This window comes from Brucella cytisi (assembly GCF_038433355.1).
Lineage (GTDB): Bacteria > Pseudomonadota > Alphaproteobacteria > Rhizobiales > Rhizobiaceae > Brucella > Brucella cytisi.
On the sequence record NZ_JBCAUP010000006.1, the window covers coordinates 212,755 to 232,767 of the forward strand.

The following is a 20,013-nucleotide window of genomic DNA, read 5'->3' on the forward strand; positions in this document are numbered from 1 at the left end:
GGATAGTTTTCAAAGAAGATAGAACCGATGAGCAATTTGCCTTTCACCGTTGCCGCCCTTTATTGCTTTGCGCGGCTCCCGCAATATGAGAGCTTGCGCGAGCCGTTGGCGCAGCTTTGCTGCTCGAACGGTATCAAGGGAACGTTGCTTCTGGCGGCGGAAGGCATCAACGGGACGGTCGCAGGCACACCCCAGGCAATTGAGAAGCTCGTGCAGTACATCACGGCTATCCCTGATCTGGCTCAGCCGGAGCTCAAATATTCCCATGCGACCGAAATGCCGTTTCATCGCATGAAAGTGCGCTTGAAGCGTGAAATCGTCACGATGGGTGTCGATGGCATCGATCCGCTGAAAAGCGTCGGCACCTATATCGCTCCGCAGGACTGGAACGCACTCATTGCCGATGAGAACACCGTCGTGGTCGATACGCGCAATGACTATGAATATGCCATCGGCACATTCGAAGGGGCGCTTGATCCACAGACCAAGACTTTTCGTGAGTTTCCCGAATGGGTCGAGCAGAATCGCGACAAGCTGGAAGGCAAGAAGATCGCGATGTTCTGCACTGGCGGAATTCGTTGCGAAAAGGCGACGGCTTTCGTCAAGGGGCTGGGCTTCGACGATGTCTTTCATCTGAAGGGCGGTATTCTGAAGTACCTTGAGGAAGTCCCGCGCGAGGAAAGCATGTGGAACGGCGAGTGCTTCGTGTTCGATGAGCGCGTTGCCGTGGGTCACGGCCTTGCTGAAAGCGACGTTGAACTTTGCCGTGCGTGCCGTCGTCCGATTTCGCCGGAAGACAAATTTTCGCAGTTCTTCGAGGAAGGCGTTTCCTGTGCCGGTTGTTATGACGAACGCACCCCGGAAGATCGCGCGCGCTACGCAGAACGCCAGAAGCAGGTGAAGCTCGCCGAACTGCGCGGGGCGCGCAGACATATCGGCAGCTGACGCGATTTTGCGGCAATGCTCCAAAGCTCATCCCGAGAAGTGTGAAGCATTTCTCGGTTAAGATGCGCGTCAGAACAGAACAATAGAGCATTTCCAATGTTTTTTTCAAAACAGGAAATGCTCTATTGCCGCATGCTCCCCATAGGGCTGGTCAAACAGATTTCATCGCATTATGTTGGCTCTGGTTCCGGAACGATCTGAATTCGTTACGGAATTTGGGCGGCTTTTGCATGGACGCCCGTGCATCAAGGGTCTGACGGCATCCGGGTCGCGTTTGCCTCCATCACACCCATCATCGCAAGTCGGGGCATAGGAGATCTCCAATGCTCATACAGAAACAGCGCCGGTTTTCCGGCGGATGATGGTTTTGTCCGTTGCTACGGGCGATATGGAGGATATTTATGAAAAAACTGATCGCTGCATTTCTCATCATCGTTGCTACGGGTGCTGCCTCGGTTGCCCATGCTGCCGAGAAGGTGACTGTTTTCGCCGCCGCCAGCATGAAAGACGTTATCGAAGAAGCCGCCAAGCAGGTGAAGGCCAAGGACGGTACCGAAGTGGTCGCGTCGTTTGCGTCTTCCTCGGTTCTGGCCAAGCAGATCGAGCAGGGCGCTCCGGCGCAGATTTTCATTTCCGCCGATCTCGACTGGATGGATTATGTCGAAAAGGCCGATGCCATCGACAAGGCTTCGCGCAAGGTTATCGCTGGCAATGCTCTGGTGATTGCAACGCAGAAGGACACGCCGAAGGGTGACGCCAAGGAGCTTTTGAGCGTCGGTCGTTTTGCCATGGGTGACCCGTCGAATGTCCCGGCGGGCAAATACGGCAAGGCAGCGCTTGAAAAGCTCGACATCTGGAAAGACGTCGAGAAGAATGGGGTGTTTGCCGAGAATGTACGCGTTGCGCTGCAATATGTCAGCCGTGCGGAAGTGAAGGCCGCGATCGTCTACGCGTCGGACCGTGCCGCGGCACCGGAACTTGTCGAAGCCTATCGCTTCCCTGCAAGCAGCCACGCGCCGATCCTCTACCCGGCGGCGCTTGTTGCGAAGAACGAAACTGATGCCGCTAAGGCTTTCCTTGCTTTCCTTGAAAGCGATGCCGGACAGGCGATCATCAAGGACAAGGGCTTCGTGGGAGCTGCGGAGGCTGCCCAATAATGATGGAAGGCAATGTCTGGCAGATTGTGTCTCTGTCGCTCCGGGTTGCCGGAATAGCTATCATTGTCGCGCTGCCAGTTGCCTTTATCGTCGCCTGGATTCTTGCCCGGTTCAATTTTCCGGGCAAGTCTCTGGCACAGGCCATAATCACCATGCCGCTGGTCCTGCCGCCCGTGGTGACGGGCTATCTGCTTTTGATCCTGTTTGGCGCGCGGGGCGCTCTGGGAGCGCCATTGCAGGAATGGTTTGGCCTTTCCTTCTCCTTTCGCTGGACGGGGGCGGCACTTGCTGCTGGTGTCATGGCGTTTCCGCTGCTCGTCCGTCCGATCCGGCTTTCGATAGAGGGGTTGGATCGCGGGCTGGAGGAAGCGGCACGCACGCTTGGCGCTAACCGGTTCACGGCCTTCTTCACAGTCATTCTGCCGCCCTTGCTGCCCGGTGTTCTTGCAGGCGCAGTGCTTGGTTTTGCCAAGGCGCTGGGTGAATTTGGCGCCACGATAACCTTCGTTTCCAACATTCCGGGCGAAACGCAGACCCTTTCGCTTGCCATCTATGCCCTGATGCAGACCCCCTCCGGCGATGCCGAGGCGTTCCGCCTGATCGCCATATCTGCAGCTATCTCAATTGTGGCCGTAGTCCTTTCCGAATGGCTTCAGCGCAAGCTTGCGGGAGCAACGAAATGAGCGGGCTTTCTGTCTCGATTACGGGCCGCAATGGCAGGTTTCCTGTTGCCGCCGATTTTGCTGCCGACTGGGGCGTGACCGCTTTGTTCGGCCATTCCGGTGCGGGCAAGACAACGCTTCTGAAAATGATTGCCGGAACACTCCGTCCAGAGAGCGGACGCATTGCAGTGGGTGATTTCACGCTGTTCGATGCCGAAAAGGGCGTCAATCTGCCACCGGAAAAACGCCGCATCGGTTATGTGTTTCAGGAAGCACGGCTTTTCCCGCACATGAGCGTCAAACGCAACCTGACATATGCGCGTTGGGCCGGGCACCGGCAGGCGACGCGCAGCTTCGATGAAGTTGTGGCGCTGCTTGGCATTGACCATCTTCTCGACAGGCGGCCATCGACACTTTCCGGTGGTGAACGACAGCGTGTCGCCATTGGCCGCGCGCTCTTGTCTGATCCCGCACTTCTTTTGCTGGACGAGCCGCTTTCTTCGCTCGATCACGCGCGCCGGCAGGAAATCCTTCCCTTCATCGAGCGTCTTCGCGATGAAAGCCATGTGCCGATCGTCTATGTGAGCCATGAAATCGATGAAGTCGCGCGGCTTGCAGACGAAATCGTGCTTCTGTCTGCTGGCCACGTGACGGCAAGTGGTGCGGCGGCGGATGTGTTTCCGCTGATCGACGCAGAGGGCGAGGGCGGCGGTGTGCTGCTGGAAGGGACGGTTTCGTCCTATGATGATCGTTACAAGCTGGCCGAGATCGACCTTGGTGGCGCGTCATTCCAGCTCAGCGATGCAGGGCTGAAACAGAATATGCATGTGCGGTTGCGCGTGCGAGCACGCGATGTTTCCATCGCACGCAAGGTGCCGGAAGCGATCAGCATTCGCAACGTACTACCGGTGACCGTTACTGCCATTACTACGGATGATGGCCCGAACGCCTATGTTTCGCTGGACTTCCAGGGACGTCGTCTCGGTGCGCGGCTGACGCGGCGCTCGGTTGACGAACTGGCGCTGCAATCGGGTGACCATGTGGTTGCGCTGGTGAAGGCGGTTTCGGTTGATCGGGCGGCTATTCGGGAAAAATGACGCGGGGACAATAATCCGGTTTTCGCCCCGCTTGTTTTATGCTCCTGTCTCTGGTGATTGGGAGAATATGCATGACTGATTTGCAGAACTGGACGCCGCGCCCCAAGCCGGAACGCAAAGTGCTTGAAGGCCGTTATGTGCGGTTGGAACCGCTGGACCCGAAGAAGCATGGGGACGAGCTTTTCGCTGCTTCTTCGGTCAACGATGCAGATCAGCGTTTTACGTGGCTGTTCGAGTTTCCACCTGCAACCCGAGACGAATTCGAGCCCTGGCTGGAAAGGGTGTCGAAGAGCGAAGACCCGCTGTTCTTCGCTGTCATCGACAAGGCGAGCGGCAAGGTTGCCGGGCGCCAGACACTGATGCGCATCGACCCGACCCATGGCGTTATCGAGATAGGCAGCATTTATTGGGGGCCGCTGATTTCGCGGAAGCCTGCCGCCACGGAAGCGCAGTTCCTGTTTATGCAGTATATTTTCGACGAGCTTGGCTATCGCCGGTACGAATGGAAATGCCACAACGAAAACGAGCCTTCCAAGCGGGCTGCCGAGCGTTTCGGCTTTTCGTTCGAGGGAATTTTCCGCCAGCATATGGTGGCGAAGGGCAAGAACCGCGATACGGCGTGGTATTCCATTCTCGACAGTGAATGGCCTGCCTTGAAGAAAGCCTATCAGGCATGGCTTGCGCCGGAAAACTTTGATAGTGACGGTCAGCAGAAGAAGAAGCTGGAGGAGTTCCGTGATCTTGGCTGAGCGTAAGAAAAGCAATCCGGCAATTGCCGCTGCCATTATCCTGATCGGCTTCGGTGTGCTTGCCTATTTCGTGCCCAGCATCATGCTGGCACTGGGCGAACGCTCGCAAATCGCGGCGATCATCTTCCCGATTGTTTTCGTTCTGGGCTTCTTTGCCATTTTCTGGCTGCGCTCGCGCCGTCAGAACAAGGACTAACTAACAAGCGAAGCGCTGAGCAGCAGAGCGCCAGTCAGCGCGATGAACAGGGCAGCGGCGACTTCGATTGCCGCCTTCAGGCGACCCGACATGGCATTGCTGCCTGCAAATCGCAGAGCCGTATTCTTTGCGGTGACGGCCAGCGTGGCAAGAACAGCCACGGTGATGAATGTGCCGAACGCCATGGCGAAGACAGAAAGAAGCCCACCGACCATCAAGCCATTCAAAAGCGCAAACGTCAGCACGATCAGCGCGCCGGAGCAGGGACGCAGGCCCACCGCGAAAATCGCCGACCACGCCGTCTTCCAGTTGAAATCGTCGCCGAGCGTCGACGGATCGGCAATATGGGCATTGCCGCATGCGGCGCATACATCCCCTTCGCCGATGAAAATATGATCCGATGCAGCGGCAGTTGCGGGTTTGTAGTTGAGTTTTACCGTGCTTCCGACCGCTGCCGCGCGTGTGGTTTGCGAAATGCTGCCCTGCCATGCAGGACCGGAGGCCATTGCCTGTGCGGGTGTTGCAGCAAAAAGTGATGAGACCGGCTTGCGGTTTGCATTGTCTTGCTTTTTGAAAAGCAGTGGCAGTTTGCGCGCCAGAAGCCAGAGGCCAAAAAACAGGACAAGCGCAAAACTCGCGATTTCCATATAGCGGGCGGTCTGGTTCATGGAAATGCCGGTGCCGCGCAGCAGAAACCATGCGAGGCCAACCACGGCGATTGCCATGATGGCCTGTAAAAGCGATGAAATGAACGACAGGAATATGCCGCGCCTGAGCGCTGTTTCATTGGCGATCATGTAGGACGAGATGACCGCCTTGCCGTGGCCGGGCCCTGCCGCATGAAAAATACCGTAGACGAAGGAAAGTCCGACCAGAACAGAAGCCTGCCATGGATCCTCGCGCATGGCTTTCAGCGCGTTGGTCATGGCGAGATAAAACGAGCGCTGCTGCTCGTTCATCCAGAGGATGATATGCGCGAAAGTCCCGGTCGGCTTCATCGCCACCTCATTCGCGCCAATGCCGAGAGATGATTGCGCATAGGCTTGCGCAACGATCATCGTAAGGCAGAGGGTTAGAATGAAGGCAGCCGGTTTTCTCATCAGCCTGTCTTTCCTTTCGGTTCACAGTCTATCTCAAGACGGGTTGCGAATATTTTCGACATGTCCGTACCCGTTGGGTCGTTGAAGAAGGCATCGGTCAGTGTCGCCTGGTTCTGGGCGAGTGCCTCATCCGGATCGGGTCGCACGACCTTGGAGGTGCAGCCTGCGGGCAGGCCTTTCACAACCAGATCGCTGTCGTCCATGTAATCGATGGCCGTGTAGAAGGTCGGGTCATAGACACCGAAGCTGATTTTATGGCCAGCGGCAAGCTTCAATGGCTTTTCAGGCTTGCTGGTAAAAACGATCAGCAGGCGATTGTCGGTGAAATCGGCTGCGAGGTCGGTTGGCCTCGCCATTTTAACGTCCTTGCCGTTATCCAAAACGGTCTGGAAATATTTGAACTCCGCAATCGAACCATTGATGACATGGCCGAGGTCGATCAGTTCATTCTTGTCGAGTTGCAGGTCACCATTCTTGTCAAATTCCATCAGCACAGTCGAGGAGAAAACGTCGTCGAAGCGCCAGACATGAGCAAGTTGCTGCACGGTGCCGTCAGGTGCGACAGTCAGTTCCAGTCGGGCGTCGGCAAAGACATGCGGGTGAGCGAGCACCGTCGTCGGCACGAGACTGGCCAGCAGCGCAGTTGCGGCAGCCCGAACGAACCTGCTTTTGAACCAAGACGACGAAACCAGCATAAAATTTTCCGTTAGAGTTTTCTCACGCTTATGCCCGAAGGCGGCGAAAGTGCGACATTCTAGTTGTTTTATCGTGCATCTTAGTCCCGAAAACCGTTTCACCCTTTTCTGGATGCGCTCTATTCCCGTTCCTTGAACCATTGGGTCAGAAAATCGACCAATGCCCGGATTTTTGCTGGCAGATAGCGCCGATGTGGATAGACGGCATAGATGCCGCCATCCTTCACGATGAATTCGTCCAGACAGGCTACGAGCCTGCCGCGTTCGATTTCTTCTTCGGCGATGAAGGCGGGCAGCATACAGAAGCCGAGCCCGGCGAGTGCAGCATTCTTGGTTGCAACCGGACTGTTCACCTCAATCGGACCGTTAACGGGAACCGTCATCATCGAACCGTCGGTATTGCGGAAATGCCAATTGTTGCGTGAGCGTGCGTTGGTGTCGATGATGCAGGGCCGGTCGGCCAAGTCTTCCGGACGTTCGGGCTTGCCTACGCGGGCGATTAGCTCGGGCGCGCCGCACAGGATTGAATGGAAGGGCGAGAGGCGCTTGGCAATGAGGGAAGAGTCCTGCAAGCGCGTGATGCGGATCGCGAGATCAAAGCCTTCTTCCACTAGATCGACAAACCGATCATCCAGCCGAACGTCGAGCACGATTTCCGGATGGGCGAGGCAAAAGTCGATCAGCGACTGGCCAATCACGGCATCGGCAAAAGTGCGCGGGGCCGACAGTTTGATGCGCCCGCGCGCGTCTGAACTGGTTTCGCTGACAGCATCTTGCAACGCGTCGATCTCGCGAATGATTTCAACTGCGCGGTGATAATAGGTGTGCCCGGCTTCGGTCAGCGAGAACTGACGGGTTGTGCGGTTGAGAAGCCGTGCGCCGAGCTCGTCTTCCAGTTCCCGCACATATTTGGAAAGGAGTGCCTTGGAGCGCCCGATTTTTCGCGCGGCGGCGGAAAAGCCTTCCGCCTCGACCACGTCGATGAAGGCCCGCATACGTGTGAGGGTGTCCATAGTCTAGCCCCGCTTCCCGACGATGTTTTTGGCCAGTGCGATCAGCGCCCGGTCGCTGCCGCGTGGTCCGATGAAGGAAATGCCGAAAGGTGCGCCCTGCACCTGTCCCAAAGGTAATGTGATCTGCGGCAGGCCGGAAAGCACCGAAAGGCAAAGCAGGCGCAAAGCCTGTTCGCGATAGGCCTGCAACGCCTCGAAAGGCTCTTTTGCCAGCGGAGCAGCACCTGGTACGGTCGGTAGCGCCAGCACTGCATCATTGCCGACGATCTGTTCTAGTTCCTGCGTGAATTGTGCCCGGCGCATACGCTGGCTGGTAACGAGATCAGCGGCGATTCTCGCTCCGAAGGCAAAACGGTCTGCGACGCCGGGGCCGAGCTTGCGATCACCCGAAGAAATCCAGCCGCCGTGCGTCGCCCAGGCTTCCGCGCCCTGTATGTGGCGGAAGGCCAGATAGAGTTCGTCTATCGAGAGCGTCGGCTGACTTGCCGCCTTCAGGGTGGAAAAGTGCGGGCGCACTTCGGAGAACATGGTGCGATAGGCGTCAGTTTCTTCCTGGCCGAGCAGAAGCTGTTCCAGAACCGGCATATAGAGAAGCTGCGTCAGCCTGAATTCTCGGGCGTCGTCGCCAAGCAGGATAGAGCCAACGCGGTCGTAAAGGTCGATATCGCGTGCAAACCATCCAATCGTATCGAGCGAGGGCGCAAGCGGCATGATACCTTCGAGCGGAATGCGGCCATGGGTGGTGCGCAAGCCGATAAGACCGCAAAAGCTTGCAGGCGCACGAATGGAGCCGCCCGTATCGGAGCCGAGCGCAATATCGGCGAGCTTGCCTGCTACTGCCGCTGCCGAGCCGGATGATGAGCCACCAGTAACGCGGTCCGATGCTGCGGGATTGATCGGATAGGGGAAATGCGAATTCTGCCCCATCAAGGAGAAGGCAAGTTCGTCGGTCTGCGCCTTGCCGACAAATTCGGCACCGGCGGCGAGGAGTTTCTCCACCACCGGAGCTGATCTTTCGGCGCGAGGTGATTCGGCCTCGATTTGCGGATTGCCGCATCCGGTTGCCATTCCGGCGACGTCATAAATGTCTTTTACGGCCAGCCGTTCGCCTTTGAGCGGTCCGTCCGCTGTGTGAACGGGTGACCTTTCAGGTTTTGCAATGATGGCGTTGAAGGGATCAAAACTGGCCATTGTTCACAACATGCAGCAATTAACGGTCTATTTACGCTCTTTCGAGGCAGGTCTGAGCTGCGAATGTTTCACTTATATTGAACAATGGCAAGCGCGCCGTTCAGCGCGAGCCTGCCAAAATAAATTCGTCCGGAGAAATTTTTGTCATTGAATGGTCACGACTTTGCGCTTATATCGCGCTTGCCCAAAGTCGCACGTGCCTGTGGGTGTCCGCCGATCCTCGAATGGTGAGGAATTCGGTACGGTACCTGGACCTAACCGCTCCAGTCGATCTGTTGGCCAACCGCCAGATCGAGGACATCTTGAAGCAACGACGGTGCGGGCCTTTCTAGTGTCTTTCGGCTGTCCAAAAGCCGAAATTACTGAAGAGGCACACCTTCATTGCCAGAAGTGCGGATGCGGTTCTCCAATTCCAATCCAAGGCAGACAAAGCGGAGTAACGCGGGTTTAGCGTTGTTCCATCGCCGCATGAGTTTTCGCGTGACATCAGCACCTCCAAAGGCTGACTTCACGGCGGATGCGTTCATGCACACTTTGTCCCTTAGAATACGGCAACAGATAAGCCGTGCGGGAGAACGACCATGGCAACGCAGCGTATCATCGACTTCCTCAACACCCGCCGTCCGGACGGTCCTTGCCTCGTCGTCGACACCGACGTCGTGCGCGACAACTATCAGAGCTTCGAGAAGGCTTTGCCCTATTCGCGCATCTTCTATGCGGTGAAGGCAAATCCTGCGCCGGAAATCCTGCGCCTGCTCGCTTCGCTCGGCTCGTGCTTCGACACCGCTTCGGTTGCTGAAATCGAAATGGCTCTGGAAGCTGGCGCAACGCCAACCCGCATCTCCTATGGCAACACCATCAAGAAGGAGCGCGATATTGCGCGCGCCTTCGAGCTGGGCATTCGCCTTTATGCGGTTGACTGCGTTGAAGAAGTCGAGAAGGTTGCTCGCGCCGCTCCCGGCAGCCGCGTGTTCTGCCGCGTGCTGACGGATGGCGAAGGCGCCGAATGGCCGCTGTCGCGCAAGTTCGGTTGCGTGCCTGCGATGGCCATCGACGTTCTGCGTCATGCAAAGTCGCTCGGTCTCGATTCCTACGGTGTATCGTTCCACGTCGGCTCGCAGCAGACGGACCTTTCTGCATGGGATCGTGCGCTCAGCGATGCGGCGTCGGTGTTCCGCATCCTTGCTGACGAAGGCATTGTTCTGCGCATGGTCAATATGGGCGGCGGGTTCCCGACCCGTTACCTCAAGGACGTGCCGACTGCTCAGGCCTACGGCATGGCGATCTTCGATGCGCTGTCCAAGCATTTCGGCAACCGTATTCCGGAAACCATTATCGAACCGGGCCGCGGCATGGTCGGTAATGCAGGCGTGATCAAGACTGAAGTGGTTCTGGTCTCGCGCAAGGCAGACAACGACAATGTGCGCTGGGTCTATCTCGACATCGGCAAGTTCGGCGGTCTCGCCGAAACCATGGACGAGGCGATCCGCTACCAGATCGTGACCCCGCATGACGGCAGCGAAACCGAACCATGCGTGCTGGCTGGCCCGACCTGCGACAGTGCCGATGTGCTTTACGAAAAGACGCCGTACCCGCTGCCGGTCTCGCTGACCATCGGTGATGAAATCCTCATCGAAGGCACGGGCGCATACACCACCACCTATTCGGCGGTGGCGTTCAACGGCTTCGAACCGCTGCGATCCTACGTCATCTGATCATTCAGACTTGGTATGATCCCGAAAAGTGGGAACCGGTTTTCGGATTAGATCATACCTTTAAAAGTCCCGAATGATCCTCTCAATCCGCCCAGTGCTGCAAGGCGCTGGGTGGGGTGTGCTGCTGCCGCTTTGCGGGGATAGATGTCATGAACGTAACTCTTGAAATTCAGGAACATACTGCAACCATCGTCGCTCCGGCTTTTACAATAGCGGGCGAAACGCTGGAGCACGTGCTTGCGCGTGAAGCGCTGCTGGATCGCGCGATGGGTGAAGGCCGTCGCCGGAAGTCATCGGAAAAGCTGCGTCGCGGTCGCCTGCATGCGGACGGGCTGGCTTTCGCTGCGCTTGGCGAAGACGGCCTGCTCGCAGGTACTGTGCGGTTGTGGAATGTCCATGCCGGTCTCGATGCTTTCGGCTTTCCGGTGTCTGCTTTGCTGCTCGGTCCGCTGGCCGTCGATCCTTCGGCTGCCGGTTGCGGAATCGGTTCGGCGTTGATGCGTCATGCGATTGATGAAGCAAAAGACCGCGGCCATGGCGCGATCATCCTTGTCGGCGATCCGGAATATTATGAGCGTTTTGGTTTCACCGCTGAAAAGACCGGCGAGCTTGCCATGCCCGGCCCTTACGAGAAGCGTCGCTTTCTGGCGCTTGAGCTGAAGCCGGGCCATCTTGACGGGGCGCACGGCATTCTGCGCGCCAGTGGACGCAAGGTAACGCGCGTTGAGGCCTCGTTGCGGCAGTCCGCGTGAATTAAGATAGACGCAGCAGCCGTCCGAAGTTGCGGACGGCTGTTATTGCAAGGCCTGCAAGGAAGCCTGCAATCAGCCCCGCAATGACGATCAGTTTGCGCGATGTGCCTGCCGGATCGAGCGGCGGGCGAGCTTCCGACAGAACCCTGACATTGGCCGTATTCAGGCCTTCCTGTTCGTTCGTCTCACGTGAACGCAGGAGGAAGGCTTCGTAGACCGAGCGCCGCGCTGTTGCTTCGCGTTCAAGCTCACGCAATTTCACCAGATCGCCGCTATTGTTCGCCTGTTGGGATTTTAGCTGCGCCAGGCGGGCGCTGAGGTCCTTTTCCTGCAGCGCGGATCGGGCAACCTCGACCTGCAACGAGGAGCGGATGCGCCGTAATTCGGCATCGATGTCGTTCAGGACCGTGCCTGCCTGCGACTGCGCCTGAATGAGCGCCGGGTGACGTGGGCCAAGCTGGGTAGACAGGCCGCTTGCAGTCTGGCGCGCCTGCGCATATTGGGCGCGCAGCGCGGTCAGCGTGTTGGAACGCAGGTCTTCCGGCAAGGTCCCGGATACCACGCTGTCGGAAGTAGCACTGCTGAGCACCTGCACGCGGGCCTGAAGCCGCATCGTTTCGGCGCGCTGGTTGGTCAACTGGTCGTTGAGCCGAGTCAGGTCGTTGTCGCTGATCAGCTTGCCGTCGACATTGACCAGATCGTGCGACGCGCGGAAGTCGGCTGCTGCGCGCTCCGCCTGTTCGACATTGGCGCGCATATCGGCAAGACGGTTCGACAGTTCATCCGAAGTGCGCCGTGCAGCGTCGGATTGCACGGATGCAAGCTCGCTCTGGAACACGGAGCTGATCGTGTTCGCAAGCGATGCCGATTTCTGCGGGTCTCGCGTTTTCACCGAGATCGAATAGATGAAGGTCTTGGCATCACGGCCAATGGCGATGTTCTTGTGGAGATTGTACAGGACGCGGGTTTGCAGTGTCTGGCTGTCGCTGGCCTTTTGGGGCGACATCATATCCCTGATCTGTGTAAACAGCCCGGCAATGCCGGTCGGAACCAGAGTGCCGTTGAATTCGGGGTCTTTTGTCAGGTCTGTCTTGTCGATCACTTTAAGCAGCACGCTGCTGGAATCGATGATACGTGCCTGGCTTTCCGCAACGGCAAGTGACGCATCGGTCGGGAGCTGACCCGGCGTCAGCTCGTCTCCCACGGTCTTGATATTGCGCGGGTCGACCAGAATATCCGTCGATGCGACATACATCTGTGGCAGGGACAATGCATAGAGCGCAGCGACCACACCACCCAGTATTGTACTGACAAGCAGGAGCTTGCGCGATCCGCGCAGCACGTCGATAGCGATGCGCGGATCGATCAGCGGTTTCCACTCCGCATCAGGTGCCGGTCCGTCAATGACAGGGCGTTCGCGCCGTACCGGTTCGCCGGTCGGCTCGAATGAGGGAGCGGGAGTTTCAACTGCGACCTTGTGGCGTTCGCGTTCCTGAACCTTGCGTTCCAGTTCCGCCTCGATCAGCGCGACGCGCTTTTGCAGCTCGGCGACATCGGCATCATCCAGTTCTTCTTCGAGAACGGGTTCCGCGGGTTCTGGTGTTTCCTGCGCAGTATGATCGCGCTGGCGGAAGAACGCGGCGCGTTCATCCGGTGTCGCGGGGGGTGTCCAGGGTGGTGCGGTTTCGCTGTCAAGACGATCAGCCGGGCGAGCGTCGGAGAATGCGAGAAGAGGTTTCTCAACTCCCGCCTTTCTGCGCTCCTCGTGATCCCTCATTGCTGAAATCGTCCGTGTCTGTAAGCCGTCTCAACCGTTCCCGGCGCCAGCGGCTGCTTTGAAATTCATAAGCCAAGGCTCCCGCCTGCCAAACGGGAGTCCGGTTGGCTCGCACCTCAAGGCCGAATGTAATTTTTTATAGAAAACAAAACGTTAAAATAATGTCGAGGTGGAGTGTCAATTCCTTGAATCTACAACTTTAGCTTTTGCTTGTTTACTCTTTGAGCTTGCAAAGAAGAGTTTAAGTCTTTTTAGCTAAACCCCGATTATGTCTCCGTTCCAATGGAAAGGCACATGCACCAGACTATGATAGACGAGGACCCCTGTTGATAGCAAAAGCGCTCCGGAAATTGTCAGGCAACAATGCCGGAATGGTGCGTGATTACCTATCCCTGTTTTCCGGTTCCGCCGGCAGGCTGGTTGTTTCGCTCGTCTATTTCATCGCGCTCGCAAACACACTCCCAACCGGTGATTTCGGCATATTTGCCACCGCATCGGGCACAGGCGTGGTTCTGTCACGTATCATTTCTCTCGGCTTCAGCTCACCGCTTTACCGCATATCGACGGTGAAGCCGCGCCTGCTCGGTATCTATACGGCGGGTTTTCTTGTCGCCCTTCTGGTTTCCCTGCCGCTGTTCGCGCTGGCGTCCTGGCTGATCTATTTCGTCTTTTTCAGCCGCGACATTTCCTTTCTGCCTTTTGCCGTGGTGGTATTTGCTGAAGCCTTGCTCTGGCGTTCGACGGAAATCGTCATCATCATCAACAACGGCCTGCGCCGGTTCGGTATATCTGCAGGACTGGTGATTTTCGGGACAGCCACGCGCGCCGTGGCGGCAGTCCTGTTCATGTGGTTGGCGAGTGTTCATGACATCGCCCATTGGGCGTGGTGGTATGCGGCGGCCAATGGTGTTGCGCTGCTGACGGCGCTGAAATTCTATCCGTCTATCCAGCTCCGCTTCAAACCGGCGCTTTATATACGGCGGCTTTCCGATGCGATTGCAGTCATGGGGGCCGAACTGCTGTTCTATATTCAGGCCGAGCTCGACAAGCTACTTGTGCTGACCGTCGGTGGGCCTGCGACGGCGGGCCTTTATGCGATCATCATGCGGCTTGTCGATCTGACGGCTTTGCCGGTGCGGTCCTTCAACATGATGCTGGTGCAAAAGCTCATGCGCACGCCGGACATGCTGTCCTCATTGCGCATCCGCGCCGGGCTGGAACTTGCAGTCTTTGCCGTTTCGGTGGCAGGCCTCGGCGCGATGGTTGTGTTCCTGCAAATCTTCCCGAACGCACTCGGTTCAAGCGTTGCACCGATTGTCGGGCTGCTGCCACTGGTGTGGCTCGTGCCGGGGTTTCGCAATCTCATCGAGTATCAGACGGAAATTCTGTATGCGCGCGGCCAGTCCGGTCTCAGGACGCTGAGCATGGTGTTGATGACCGCCGCCAAAGCATTCTTTGTCTGGCTTCTGCTCGTGAATTATGTCGATGACAATGACTGGATTCTCGGGCTCAATGTCGTATTCGCCGGACTTTATCTGCTGTCTCTGGTTTTTACCTATACGAGCATTCGTTTACCGGCAAAGCGGGTTTGAGATTTAGGTTCCGATAATGCGGCGAATGTCATCAACCGAAAGACCGAGGAAAGACTGCATACCGATTGCGACCTGATGTGGTTCCATTTCGGCGATGAAGGTGCGGAATTCCTCTTCGCTCGGTGGCGGTGCGAACCATTGCATCCGGCACAGATCATGGGTGTCGCTGTAATGACCGGAACCTTGCAGTACATCATCGACATAGCGGCCATAGATGAAGCATTCGGAGAAACGGCGTATGTTGCCAAGGGCTGCCACCCAGTGCTGTCCGGTATGGGCTTCGATCCTCTCGCACATGGAAATCACGCTATCGCGCCGCCATGAGACAAGCTGGCCGATATAGTCGTTCAGGCCGCTTTTCCCTTTCCTGATGCCGAGCAGCTTTGCCGCGTTGGCTGCCCAGACCGGATGCTCCGGCCATTCCGGATTGGCAAGCGCATTGGGACGTACAAAGAGCCGAAGCTTTTCGTGGTGCCAGAGCGTGCCACAATCGAAGGGGCGCAGAAAAGCCGTGTCGGAATCCGTATAGAGAAATCCGTCTTCTTCCACGGCACCGGCAAGCGCGATGCGGCGCAGCTGTTGCACATGCCAGCCGCGCAGCGGCTTGGTTCTGAGTGAGAGCCAAACGCGCCTGCGCCACAGATAGGCCGGGTCCCAAAAGGCGTGGAGCCATGAGGGTAGCAGATCGCGTTCATCAATGATGACGCGTTGTGTGCTTTCGAGCTTGCGGAACAGGGCAATGTCCTTGCTGTCGACAAGGATATAGTGCTTCGTGAAACCGCTGACATATTTGTCTATGGTTTCGCAAAGCAGCTTGCAGCGCTCGAAATCCTGATCCCAGCTCGCTGTGACGATTGCGGTTTTCACCGGGGGGCTCCCTTCATCCAGCCTTTGGCAACGCGCCACAGAAATACGGGATTACCGATGAGATAGCGTTTTGCGAGCCGTCGCGGTTCTTGTAGCAGCCGGTGCACCCATTCCATCTGGATCTTGCGTACCCATTGCGGGGCGCGTTGCACACGACCTGTATGCAGGTCGAACAGCGCACCGACGGCACTCGCCACCGTGCAATGTTCCTCCGTGAGATGCTTGTCGATGAAGAGTTCCTGGCGCGGAACGCCCATGGCGACGAGCAGGATATCGGGATGAAATTCCTTCAGCTGCGCCAGAATACCGTCGAGATCGGCGGGCTTGAAGAAGCCGTCTGAAATCACATGATATTCATGGTGCGGTATCTGCTGCATGAAGAGCTGCGCGGTATCGGCGGCGACGCCTGGACCTCCACCGAGAAGTGCAACCTTCAGCGGGCGTTTCATATGCTGCAGAAGGCCCGGAATGAAGTCTGTCCCGTTGAGATTGGCGGGGAATTTGCTGCCATAGGCGACCTTGCTGGCAATATCGACGCCTACACCGTCGGGCAGGATCAGGAAATCCTGCAATGCAGTGCGGTAAGTTGGGTCAGTATCCGTAATGTTGGAATTGTTGGCATTGAGCCAGCCCTGTTTCATGAACCGGCCTTCATTGATGCGGTTCTCGAAAAAGGCAAAGGCGCTGTCCCAGTCGAAACAGGCGACCTTCACGCCAAGGATATTCCGGTAAGTGACATTTTCGGTATGCATCATGCCTGGTCCGTATTTTTGTCTTTGCCATGAAGTGCTTGCAGACCTCTGGCAACTGCGCGGTCCATGCCTTCGATTTGTGACCCTGTAAAGGCTTTGCCGTCCAGTCTCTGGTGATCCCCCGATCTCATCTTTTCAATTCGCTCGACGACTGCCGCAGCGAAAGCCTGCGGGTCGTCGGCAATGGTGCAATTGTCCGGGATATTGCCGATACCGCGCACGGAATGCGCTGTGGCGACACTTGGCATGCCCAGTTCGAACGTCTCAACAGTCTTGAGCTGCACGCCGGTGCCCGCACGGCTGATCAGCGGTACAAGCGCGCCGCTTTCCACAAATTCGGTTGCGTCCGGCACTTTGCCGACGAAATTGATGCCGGACCCCACACTCGACCATGTAGCAATCAGATCGGCAGGCGTGTTGCCTGCAATCGCGATGGAAATATCGTCGGGAAGATGTGGCTTTACCTCGCGCAGGAACCATTCGAGCCCGATGCGGTTCGGATGCCATGTCCATGTGCCGATCAGGGCAAGGTCGTATTTTGTCGGGCGCTGCCGTGCGGCTTGCATCCCGCCCGGCGTGACGAGCGGCATTGTCGCAAACCGATCAGGGCCAAGTCCAAGTGCTGGTCCGTCATCTTCGGCAAAAGTGAAGACGAAGCGGGCACTTCCGACGAGGCGGCTTTCCAGTCCTTTGAGAATGCGAGCCTCGCGACCGAACAGAAATTTCTGGATGAAACTTCCTGCGTCGGCAGCGTTTTCTTCCGCTGAGCGATATTCCACATTATGCGCTACGAACAGCGAAGGCTTGTCCTTGAAGATGTCTTCGAACGCGCCGGGCAAGGTCACGCCGTTCAGCACATAGGCATCGAACGGGCCGATCTTTGCGATCGCTGCACGCAGTGTCTCAGCCGGTATAACCCGCAGCTTCGCGGAGGAAACCGTAAGACCGGTCAGGAAGGATTTCAGCACCCAGCCGATCTTGCGCTTGATGCCAGCGCCTTCGGTCCGTACTTCGACTTCACCCAGAACGACTGTATCTGCAGCATCGGCTTTCACGCCCGGCCATGTGAAGCCAAAGACGGTCACTTTTGCTCCCGAACGACGCAAGCCATCGACCACGGCGGCATTTGCCACTTCGTAGCCGGTGGTCGGTACTCCGTGCGGAACAATCGATGTCACGAAAACAAGGTGAGGGGACGGCAATTCAACTCCTGAACAATCATTCTGGCACGCGCAGCATGAAAATTGATGGGCTGCGCTCAAGCTTTTCCTAATGCATTATTCATCTTAAAACCCTTAACATTTCGGGTCGATATGCTCTATGCTAGTTTTGATCAGTGTTTATAGTCCTGCGGTGAACTTTTCTTTAAATGTTTTTCAATAGTGGCGGATAAACAAATATAGAAGTTCGAAATATCCGGTAGCGTTATGTCTGATTTACCTAGTCATATACAAGTAATTGCTAAAACTCCTGGGCTTCAATTCGATGAAGTCGAGGTGGTGGTAACGCTGCCGACATTCCGCCGTCCGGAGCATGTCATCCAGACGCTGGATACGCTCAATGCTCAGGTCACGAGCCGTCGCTTTGCGGTCGTCTTGATCGAGAACGAGGCGGAGGACCGGGAAGGTGCCAAGGTCGCGGCGCCGCAGTTCGAGGCCGGAAAATATACCGGCATGTTGATCGTCGAATCCCATCGCGGCAACTGCAACGCATATAATGCGGGCTGGCTGACGGCGATGACTTTTTTCCCGAACTTCAAATATGTCGTCGTCATCGATGACGATGAACTGGCTGATCCCGCCTGGATCGAAAACATGGTGGCCACCGCCGAGCGTTATAACGCCAGTCTCGTCGGCGGCCCGCAATATCCGATCTTCGAGAAGCCGGGCGCGGAAAAATGGGCGAGACATCCTGTTTTCCTGCCGCATTACAACAGGACCGGCCCGGTTCCGATCATCTATTCATCCGGCAACCTCCTGATTGCGCGTCCGGTGCTGGAAGCCATCGGCTATCCGTTCATGGACCTGAAGTTCAACTTCACCGGCGGCGGCGATTCAGATTTCATCAATCGTTCGCGGGCCAAGGGCTTCAATATCGCCTGGTGCAATGAAGGCATTGTCCGCGAGACCATTCCGGCGCGGCGGCTGGAGAGTGACTGGATCACGGCGCGCGGCTTGCGCAACGGTGTTCTGTCGACGCTGATTGAACAGCGCCAGCGCAAGGACGAGCCTTTCGGTCAGGTGCGCGTGTTCTTGAAGAGCCTTGCACTTCTTGGCTATTCTCCAATCAAGGCCGTGCGGCGCGGATTCGCGGCGCGCTTCGTGCCGGTCGGGACCTATTTCATCCATATCGGGCTGGGCCGGGTTATGGCCCATTTTGGATATCTGAATGAGCAGTATCGCAACCCGGACAAGAACTGACACCCGTTCCGACGTTGCGGCGCAAACCGATATGCGGGCGACGATCCGTACGATTGCGCTTGTTATCGCCACGATAACGTTCTGCATCCTGCTGATTTCGTTCCGTCCGTTCAATCCGCTGAGTGCCGCAGCCGATGGCGACGCATCGGGCGGCGGCGACGTCATCAATCAGCTTGGTTTCGGCTGTCTCGGCGCGGTGGCGCTTCTGTCGCTTGCGATGTTTGCCGACCCGAAAAAGGTGGTCAAAATCGTCAGCCCCGGCTGGCTGCTGATGTTCGCCTTCCTGTTTACCTCTGTTTTTGCAAGCCCTGATCCGTCAACCGCCATACGCGGTGTGCTTTTGACCATGATCGGCATTCTGACGGTCATCGCTGTTTTGAGCCTGCCGCAGGACGGCGACGCCTATTCGACGATGCTGGTCACGGTGGCTTCGATTGTGATCGTCGTTTCCTATGCGGGCGTCCTCCTCCTGCCCAATCTCGGCACACACGGCGCCGATGCTTTGGAGCCGCAAAACGCCTATCTCTGGCGCGGTGTCTTCACCCACAAGAATATTGCCGGACCGGTCATGGCCGCCTTTGCCTTTGCCGGTGTCTATCTGTGGCGGCGCGGCTGGCGCATAAGCGGTTTTCTGATTGCAGTTTCTGCGTTGATCTTCGTTTCGCAGACCGGATCGAAAACCACTGCGGCACTGGTACCGCTCGCCATGCTGCTCGTGATCGGCCCTGGTATTTTCGGCCTCCGTTTCCTTGCACCGGTGGTAGTTTTCACGATCCAGTTTCTGCTCGCGCTGTTCACCTTCGGCACGGTTCTTTTCGAGCCGATACACCAGCTCGTTCTGCAGCTTGATGTTGATCCGACCTTCACCGGACGCACCTCCATCTGGGCCTTTGCCGTTGAGGCGCTTTCCCATCGCCCTTGGACTGGTTTCGGCTATGAAAGCTTCTGGGGCACGCCGATCGTAAAAGAGGCGGCGAACCCCTACTATCTCGATTGGGATGTGCGCGGCATCGTGCATGGACATAATGGCTATCTGGATATTGCGGTATCGATGGGGATTCCGGCGCTGATCTGCGCCATCTTCGTCATCATCATCATGCCACTGGTCAATTACCTGCGGTGCCGTCCGGTGCGCGAAAATCTGCTGCTTGCCGATTTCTTCCTGATGATCGTCTTCTTCGGAACGTTGAATGCCATGCTGGAAAGTTTTTTCTTTCGTCGCATGGACCCGGTCTGGCTTACGCTTGTCTTTGCGATTTTCGGCCTCAGGCTGATCGCGAAAATTATCATTCCGAAACGATAGAGCAATTCCAGTTAAAACAGAATCGTAGAA

Annotated in this window: 19 protein-coding genes; 11 read left to right on the plus strand and 8 right to left on the minus strand. The window is 57.0% G+C overall.

Going from position 1 to position 20,013, the window contains the following annotated elements; all coding sequences use genetic code 11:
• The first annotated feature begins 27 nt into the window (after positions 1–27).
• The 6 genes from trhO (at position 28) to AAE521_RS08620 (ending at position 4,806) form a co-directional block, all read left to right on the plus strand.
• Positions 28–945: an oxygen-dependent tRNA uridine(34) hydroxylase TrhO gene (gene trhO, locus AAE521_RS08595; protein WP_342061070.1), complete on the plus strand. Its 918-nt coding sequence runs from the start codon at positions 28–30 to the stop codon at positions 943–945.
• A 401-nt stretch (positions 946–1,346) separates the two neighbouring features.
• The gene (modA, locus tag AAE521_RS08600) at positions 1,347–2,102 is read left to right on the plus strand and encodes a molybdate ABC transporter substrate-binding protein (RefSeq protein ID WP_071630617.1); all 756 of its coding nucleotides are present in this window, start codon (positions 1,347–1,349) and stop codon (positions 2,100–2,102) included.
• Positions 2,099–2,785 (plus strand): molybdate ABC transporter permease subunit, encoded by a 687-nt coding sequence (gene modB / locus AAE521_RS08605; RefSeq protein ID WP_206044274.1) that lies wholly within the window; start codon positions 2,099–2,101, stop codon positions 2,783–2,785. The genes modA and modB overlap by 4 nt, the downstream gene beginning before the upstream one ends.
• A complete protein-coding gene (modC, locus tag AAE521_RS08610; protein WP_071630615.1) occupies positions 2,782–3,861 on the plus strand; it encodes a molybdenum ABC transporter ATP-binding protein in 1,080 nt (359 codons plus the stop codon). The genes modB and modC overlap by 4 nt, the downstream gene beginning before the upstream one ends.
• Before the next feature lie 71 nt (positions 3,862–3,932).
• Complete coding sequence (locus tag AAE521_RS08615; RefSeq protein ID WP_071630614.1) at positions 3,933–4,610, plus strand: GNAT family N-acetyltransferase; 678 nt, start codon at positions 3,933–3,935, stop codon at positions 4,608–4,610.
• The gene (locus AAE521_RS08620; protein WP_010660689.1) at positions 4,597–4,806 is read left to right on the plus strand and encodes a hypothetical protein; all 210 of its coding nucleotides are present in this window, start codon (positions 4,597–4,599) and stop codon (positions 4,804–4,806) included. Before AAE521_RS08615 ends, AAE521_RS08620 begins: the two co-directional genes overlap by 14 nt.
• On the opposite strand, the gene AAE521_RS08625 is transcribed toward AAE521_RS08620, so the two are convergent.
• From AAE521_RS08625 to AAE521_RS08640, 4 genes are all read right to left on the minus strand, one after another.
• Positions 4,803–5,906, minus strand: a complete 1,104-nt coding sequence (locus AAE521_RS08625; RefSeq protein ID WP_342061071.1) for a nickel/cobalt transporter — start codon at positions 5,904–5,906, stop codon at positions 4,803–4,805. The two genes, AAE521_RS08620 and AAE521_RS08625, sit on opposite strands and share 4 nt — an antisense overlap.
• Positions 5,906–6,601, minus strand: a complete 696-nt coding sequence (locus tag AAE521_RS08630) for a DUF1007 family protein (protein WP_342061072.1) — start codon at positions 6,599–6,601, stop codon at positions 5,906–5,908. Before AAE521_RS08630 ends, AAE521_RS08625 begins: the two co-directional genes overlap by 1 nt.
• A 119-nt stretch (positions 6,602–6,720) precedes the next feature.
• Positions 6,721–7,614: a LysR family transcriptional regulator gene (locus AAE521_RS08635; protein ID WP_061347625.1), complete on the minus strand. Its 894-nt coding sequence runs from the start codon at positions 7,612–7,614 to the stop codon at positions 6,721–6,723.
• Between the two features lie 3 nt (positions 7,615–7,617).
• Complete coding sequence (locus AAE521_RS08640; protein WP_342061073.1) at positions 7,618–8,805, minus strand: amidase; 1,188 nt, start codon at positions 8,803–8,805, stop codon at positions 7,618–7,620.
• 581 nt (positions 8,806–9,386) lie between these two features.
• Between AAE521_RS08640 and odc2 the strand changes: the two genes are divergently transcribed.
• Both odc2 and AAE521_RS08650 read left to right on the plus strand, forming a co-directional pair.
• The gene (odc2, locus tag AAE521_RS08645) at positions 9,387–10,520 is read left to right on the plus strand and encodes an ornithine/lysine decarboxylase (protein WP_342061074.1); all 1,134 of its coding nucleotides are present in this window, start codon (positions 9,387–9,389) and stop codon (positions 10,518–10,520) included.
• A gap of 149 nt (positions 10,521–10,669) precedes the next feature.
• On the plus strand, positions 10,670–11,272 hold the full coding sequence (locus tag AAE521_RS08650; RefSeq protein WP_342061075.1) for a GNAT family N-acetyltransferase: 603 nt from the start codon (positions 10,670–10,672) through the stop codon (positions 11,270–11,272).
• Between the two features lies 1 nt (position 11,273).
• Here the strand turns inward: AAE521_RS08650 and AAE521_RS08655 are convergent, their stop codons facing one another.
• Positions 11,274–13,049: a GumC family protein gene (locus AAE521_RS08655; protein ID WP_342061076.1), complete on the minus strand. Its 1,776-nt coding sequence runs from the start codon at positions 13,047–13,049 to the stop codon at positions 11,274–11,276.
• A gap of 326 nt (positions 13,050–13,375) precedes the next feature.
• Here AAE521_RS08655 and AAE521_RS08660 point away from each other — a divergent pair, with 326 nt between their 5' ends.
• Positions 13,376–14,641, plus strand: a complete 1,266-nt coding sequence (locus AAE521_RS08660; RefSeq protein ID WP_342061077.1) for a lipopolysaccharide biosynthesis protein — start codon at positions 13,376–13,378, stop codon at positions 14,639–14,641.
• A 3-nt stretch (positions 14,642–14,644) separates the two neighbouring features.
• Here the strand turns inward: AAE521_RS08660 and AAE521_RS08665 are convergent, their stop codons facing one another.
• From AAE521_RS08665 to AAE521_RS08675, 3 genes are read right to left on the minus strand one after another with little or no spacing between them, the layout of a single operon-like run.
• Complete coding sequence (locus tag AAE521_RS08665; RefSeq protein WP_206044269.1) at positions 14,645–15,508, minus strand: DUF6492 family protein; 864 nt, start codon at positions 15,506–15,508, stop codon at positions 14,645–14,647.
• Positions 15,505–16,263, minus strand: a complete 759-nt coding sequence (locus AAE521_RS08670) for a WecB/TagA/CpsF family glycosyltransferase (RefSeq protein ID WP_071630774.1) — start codon at positions 16,261–16,263, stop codon at positions 15,505–15,507. The genes AAE521_RS08665 and AAE521_RS08670 overlap by 4 nt, the downstream gene beginning before the upstream one ends.
• Entirely contained in the window at positions 16,260–17,462 is a 1,203-nt protein-coding gene (locus AAE521_RS08675; RefSeq protein ID WP_071630605.1) for a glycosyltransferase family 4 protein, read from the minus strand. Before AAE521_RS08675 ends, AAE521_RS08670 begins: the two co-directional genes overlap by 4 nt.
• Before the next feature lie 225 nt (positions 17,463–17,687).
• Here AAE521_RS08675 and AAE521_RS08680 point away from each other — a divergent pair, with 225 nt between their 5' ends.
• Together AAE521_RS08680 and AAE521_RS08685 are read left to right on the plus strand one after the other, a co-directional pair.
• The gene (locus tag AAE521_RS08680; protein WP_342061078.1) at positions 17,688–18,680 is read left to right on the plus strand and encodes a glycosyltransferase family 2 protein; all 993 of its coding nucleotides are present in this window, start codon (positions 17,688–17,690) and stop codon (positions 18,678–18,680) included.
• Entirely contained in the window at positions 18,649–19,983 is a 1,335-nt protein-coding gene (locus AAE521_RS08685) for an O-antigen ligase family protein (protein ID WP_342061079.1), read from the plus strand. The genes AAE521_RS08680 and AAE521_RS08685 overlap by 32 nt, the downstream gene beginning before the upstream one ends.
• Positions 19,984–20,013 lie beyond the last annotated feature (30 nt).

Coding starts and splice junctions, on each gene's coding strand:
- trhO (WP_342061070.1), top strand. CDS start 28: ATGAGCAATTTGCCTTTCACCGTTGCCGCCCTTTATTGCTTTGCGCGG.
- modA (WP_071630617.1), top strand. CDS start 1,347: ATGAAAAAACTGATCGCTGCATTTCTCATCATCGTTGCTACGGGTGCT.
- modC (WP_071630615.1), top strand. CDS start 2,782: ATGAGCGGGCTTTCTGTCTCGATTACGGGCCGCAATGGCAGGTTTCCT.
- AAE521_RS08615 (WP_071630614.1), top strand. CDS start 3,933: ATGACTGATTTGCAGAACTGGACGCCGCGCCCCAAGCCGGAACGCAAA.
- AAE521_RS08625 (WP_342061071.1), bottom strand. CDS start 5,906: ATGAGAAAACCGGCTGCCTTCATTCTAACCCTCTGCCTTACGATGATC.
- AAE521_RS08630 (WP_342061072.1), bottom strand. CDS start 6,601: ATGCTGGTTTCGTCGTCTTGGTTCAAAAGCAGGTTCGTTCGGGCTGCC.
- AAE521_RS08635 (WP_061347625.1), bottom strand. CDS start 7,614: ATGGACACCCTCACACGTATGCGGGCCTTCATCGACGTGGTCGAGGCG.
- AAE521_RS08640 (WP_342061073.1), bottom strand. CDS start 8,805: ATGGCCAGTTTTGATCCCTTCAACGCCATCATTGCAAAACCTGAAAGG.
- odc2 (WP_342061074.1), top strand. CDS start 9,387: ATGGCAACGCAGCGTATCATCGACTTCCTCAACACCCGCCGTCCGGAC.
- AAE521_RS08650 (WP_342061075.1), top strand. CDS start 10,670: ATGAACGTAACTCTTGAAATTCAGGAACATACTGCAACCATCGTCGCT.
- AAE521_RS08655 (WP_342061076.1), bottom strand. CDS start 13,049: ATGAGGGATCACGAGGAGCGCAGAAAGGCGGGAGTTGAGAAACCTCTT.
- AAE521_RS08670 (WP_071630774.1), bottom strand. CDS start 16,263: ATGATGCATACCGAAAATGTCACTTACCGGAATATCCTTGGCGTGAAG.
- AAE521_RS08680 (WP_342061078.1), top strand. CDS start 17,688: ATGTCTGATTTACCTAGTCATATACAAGTAATTGCTAAAACTCCTGGG.
- AAE521_RS08685 (WP_342061079.1), top strand. CDS start 18,649: ATGAGCAGTATCGCAACCCGGACAAGAACTGACACCCGTTCCGACGTT.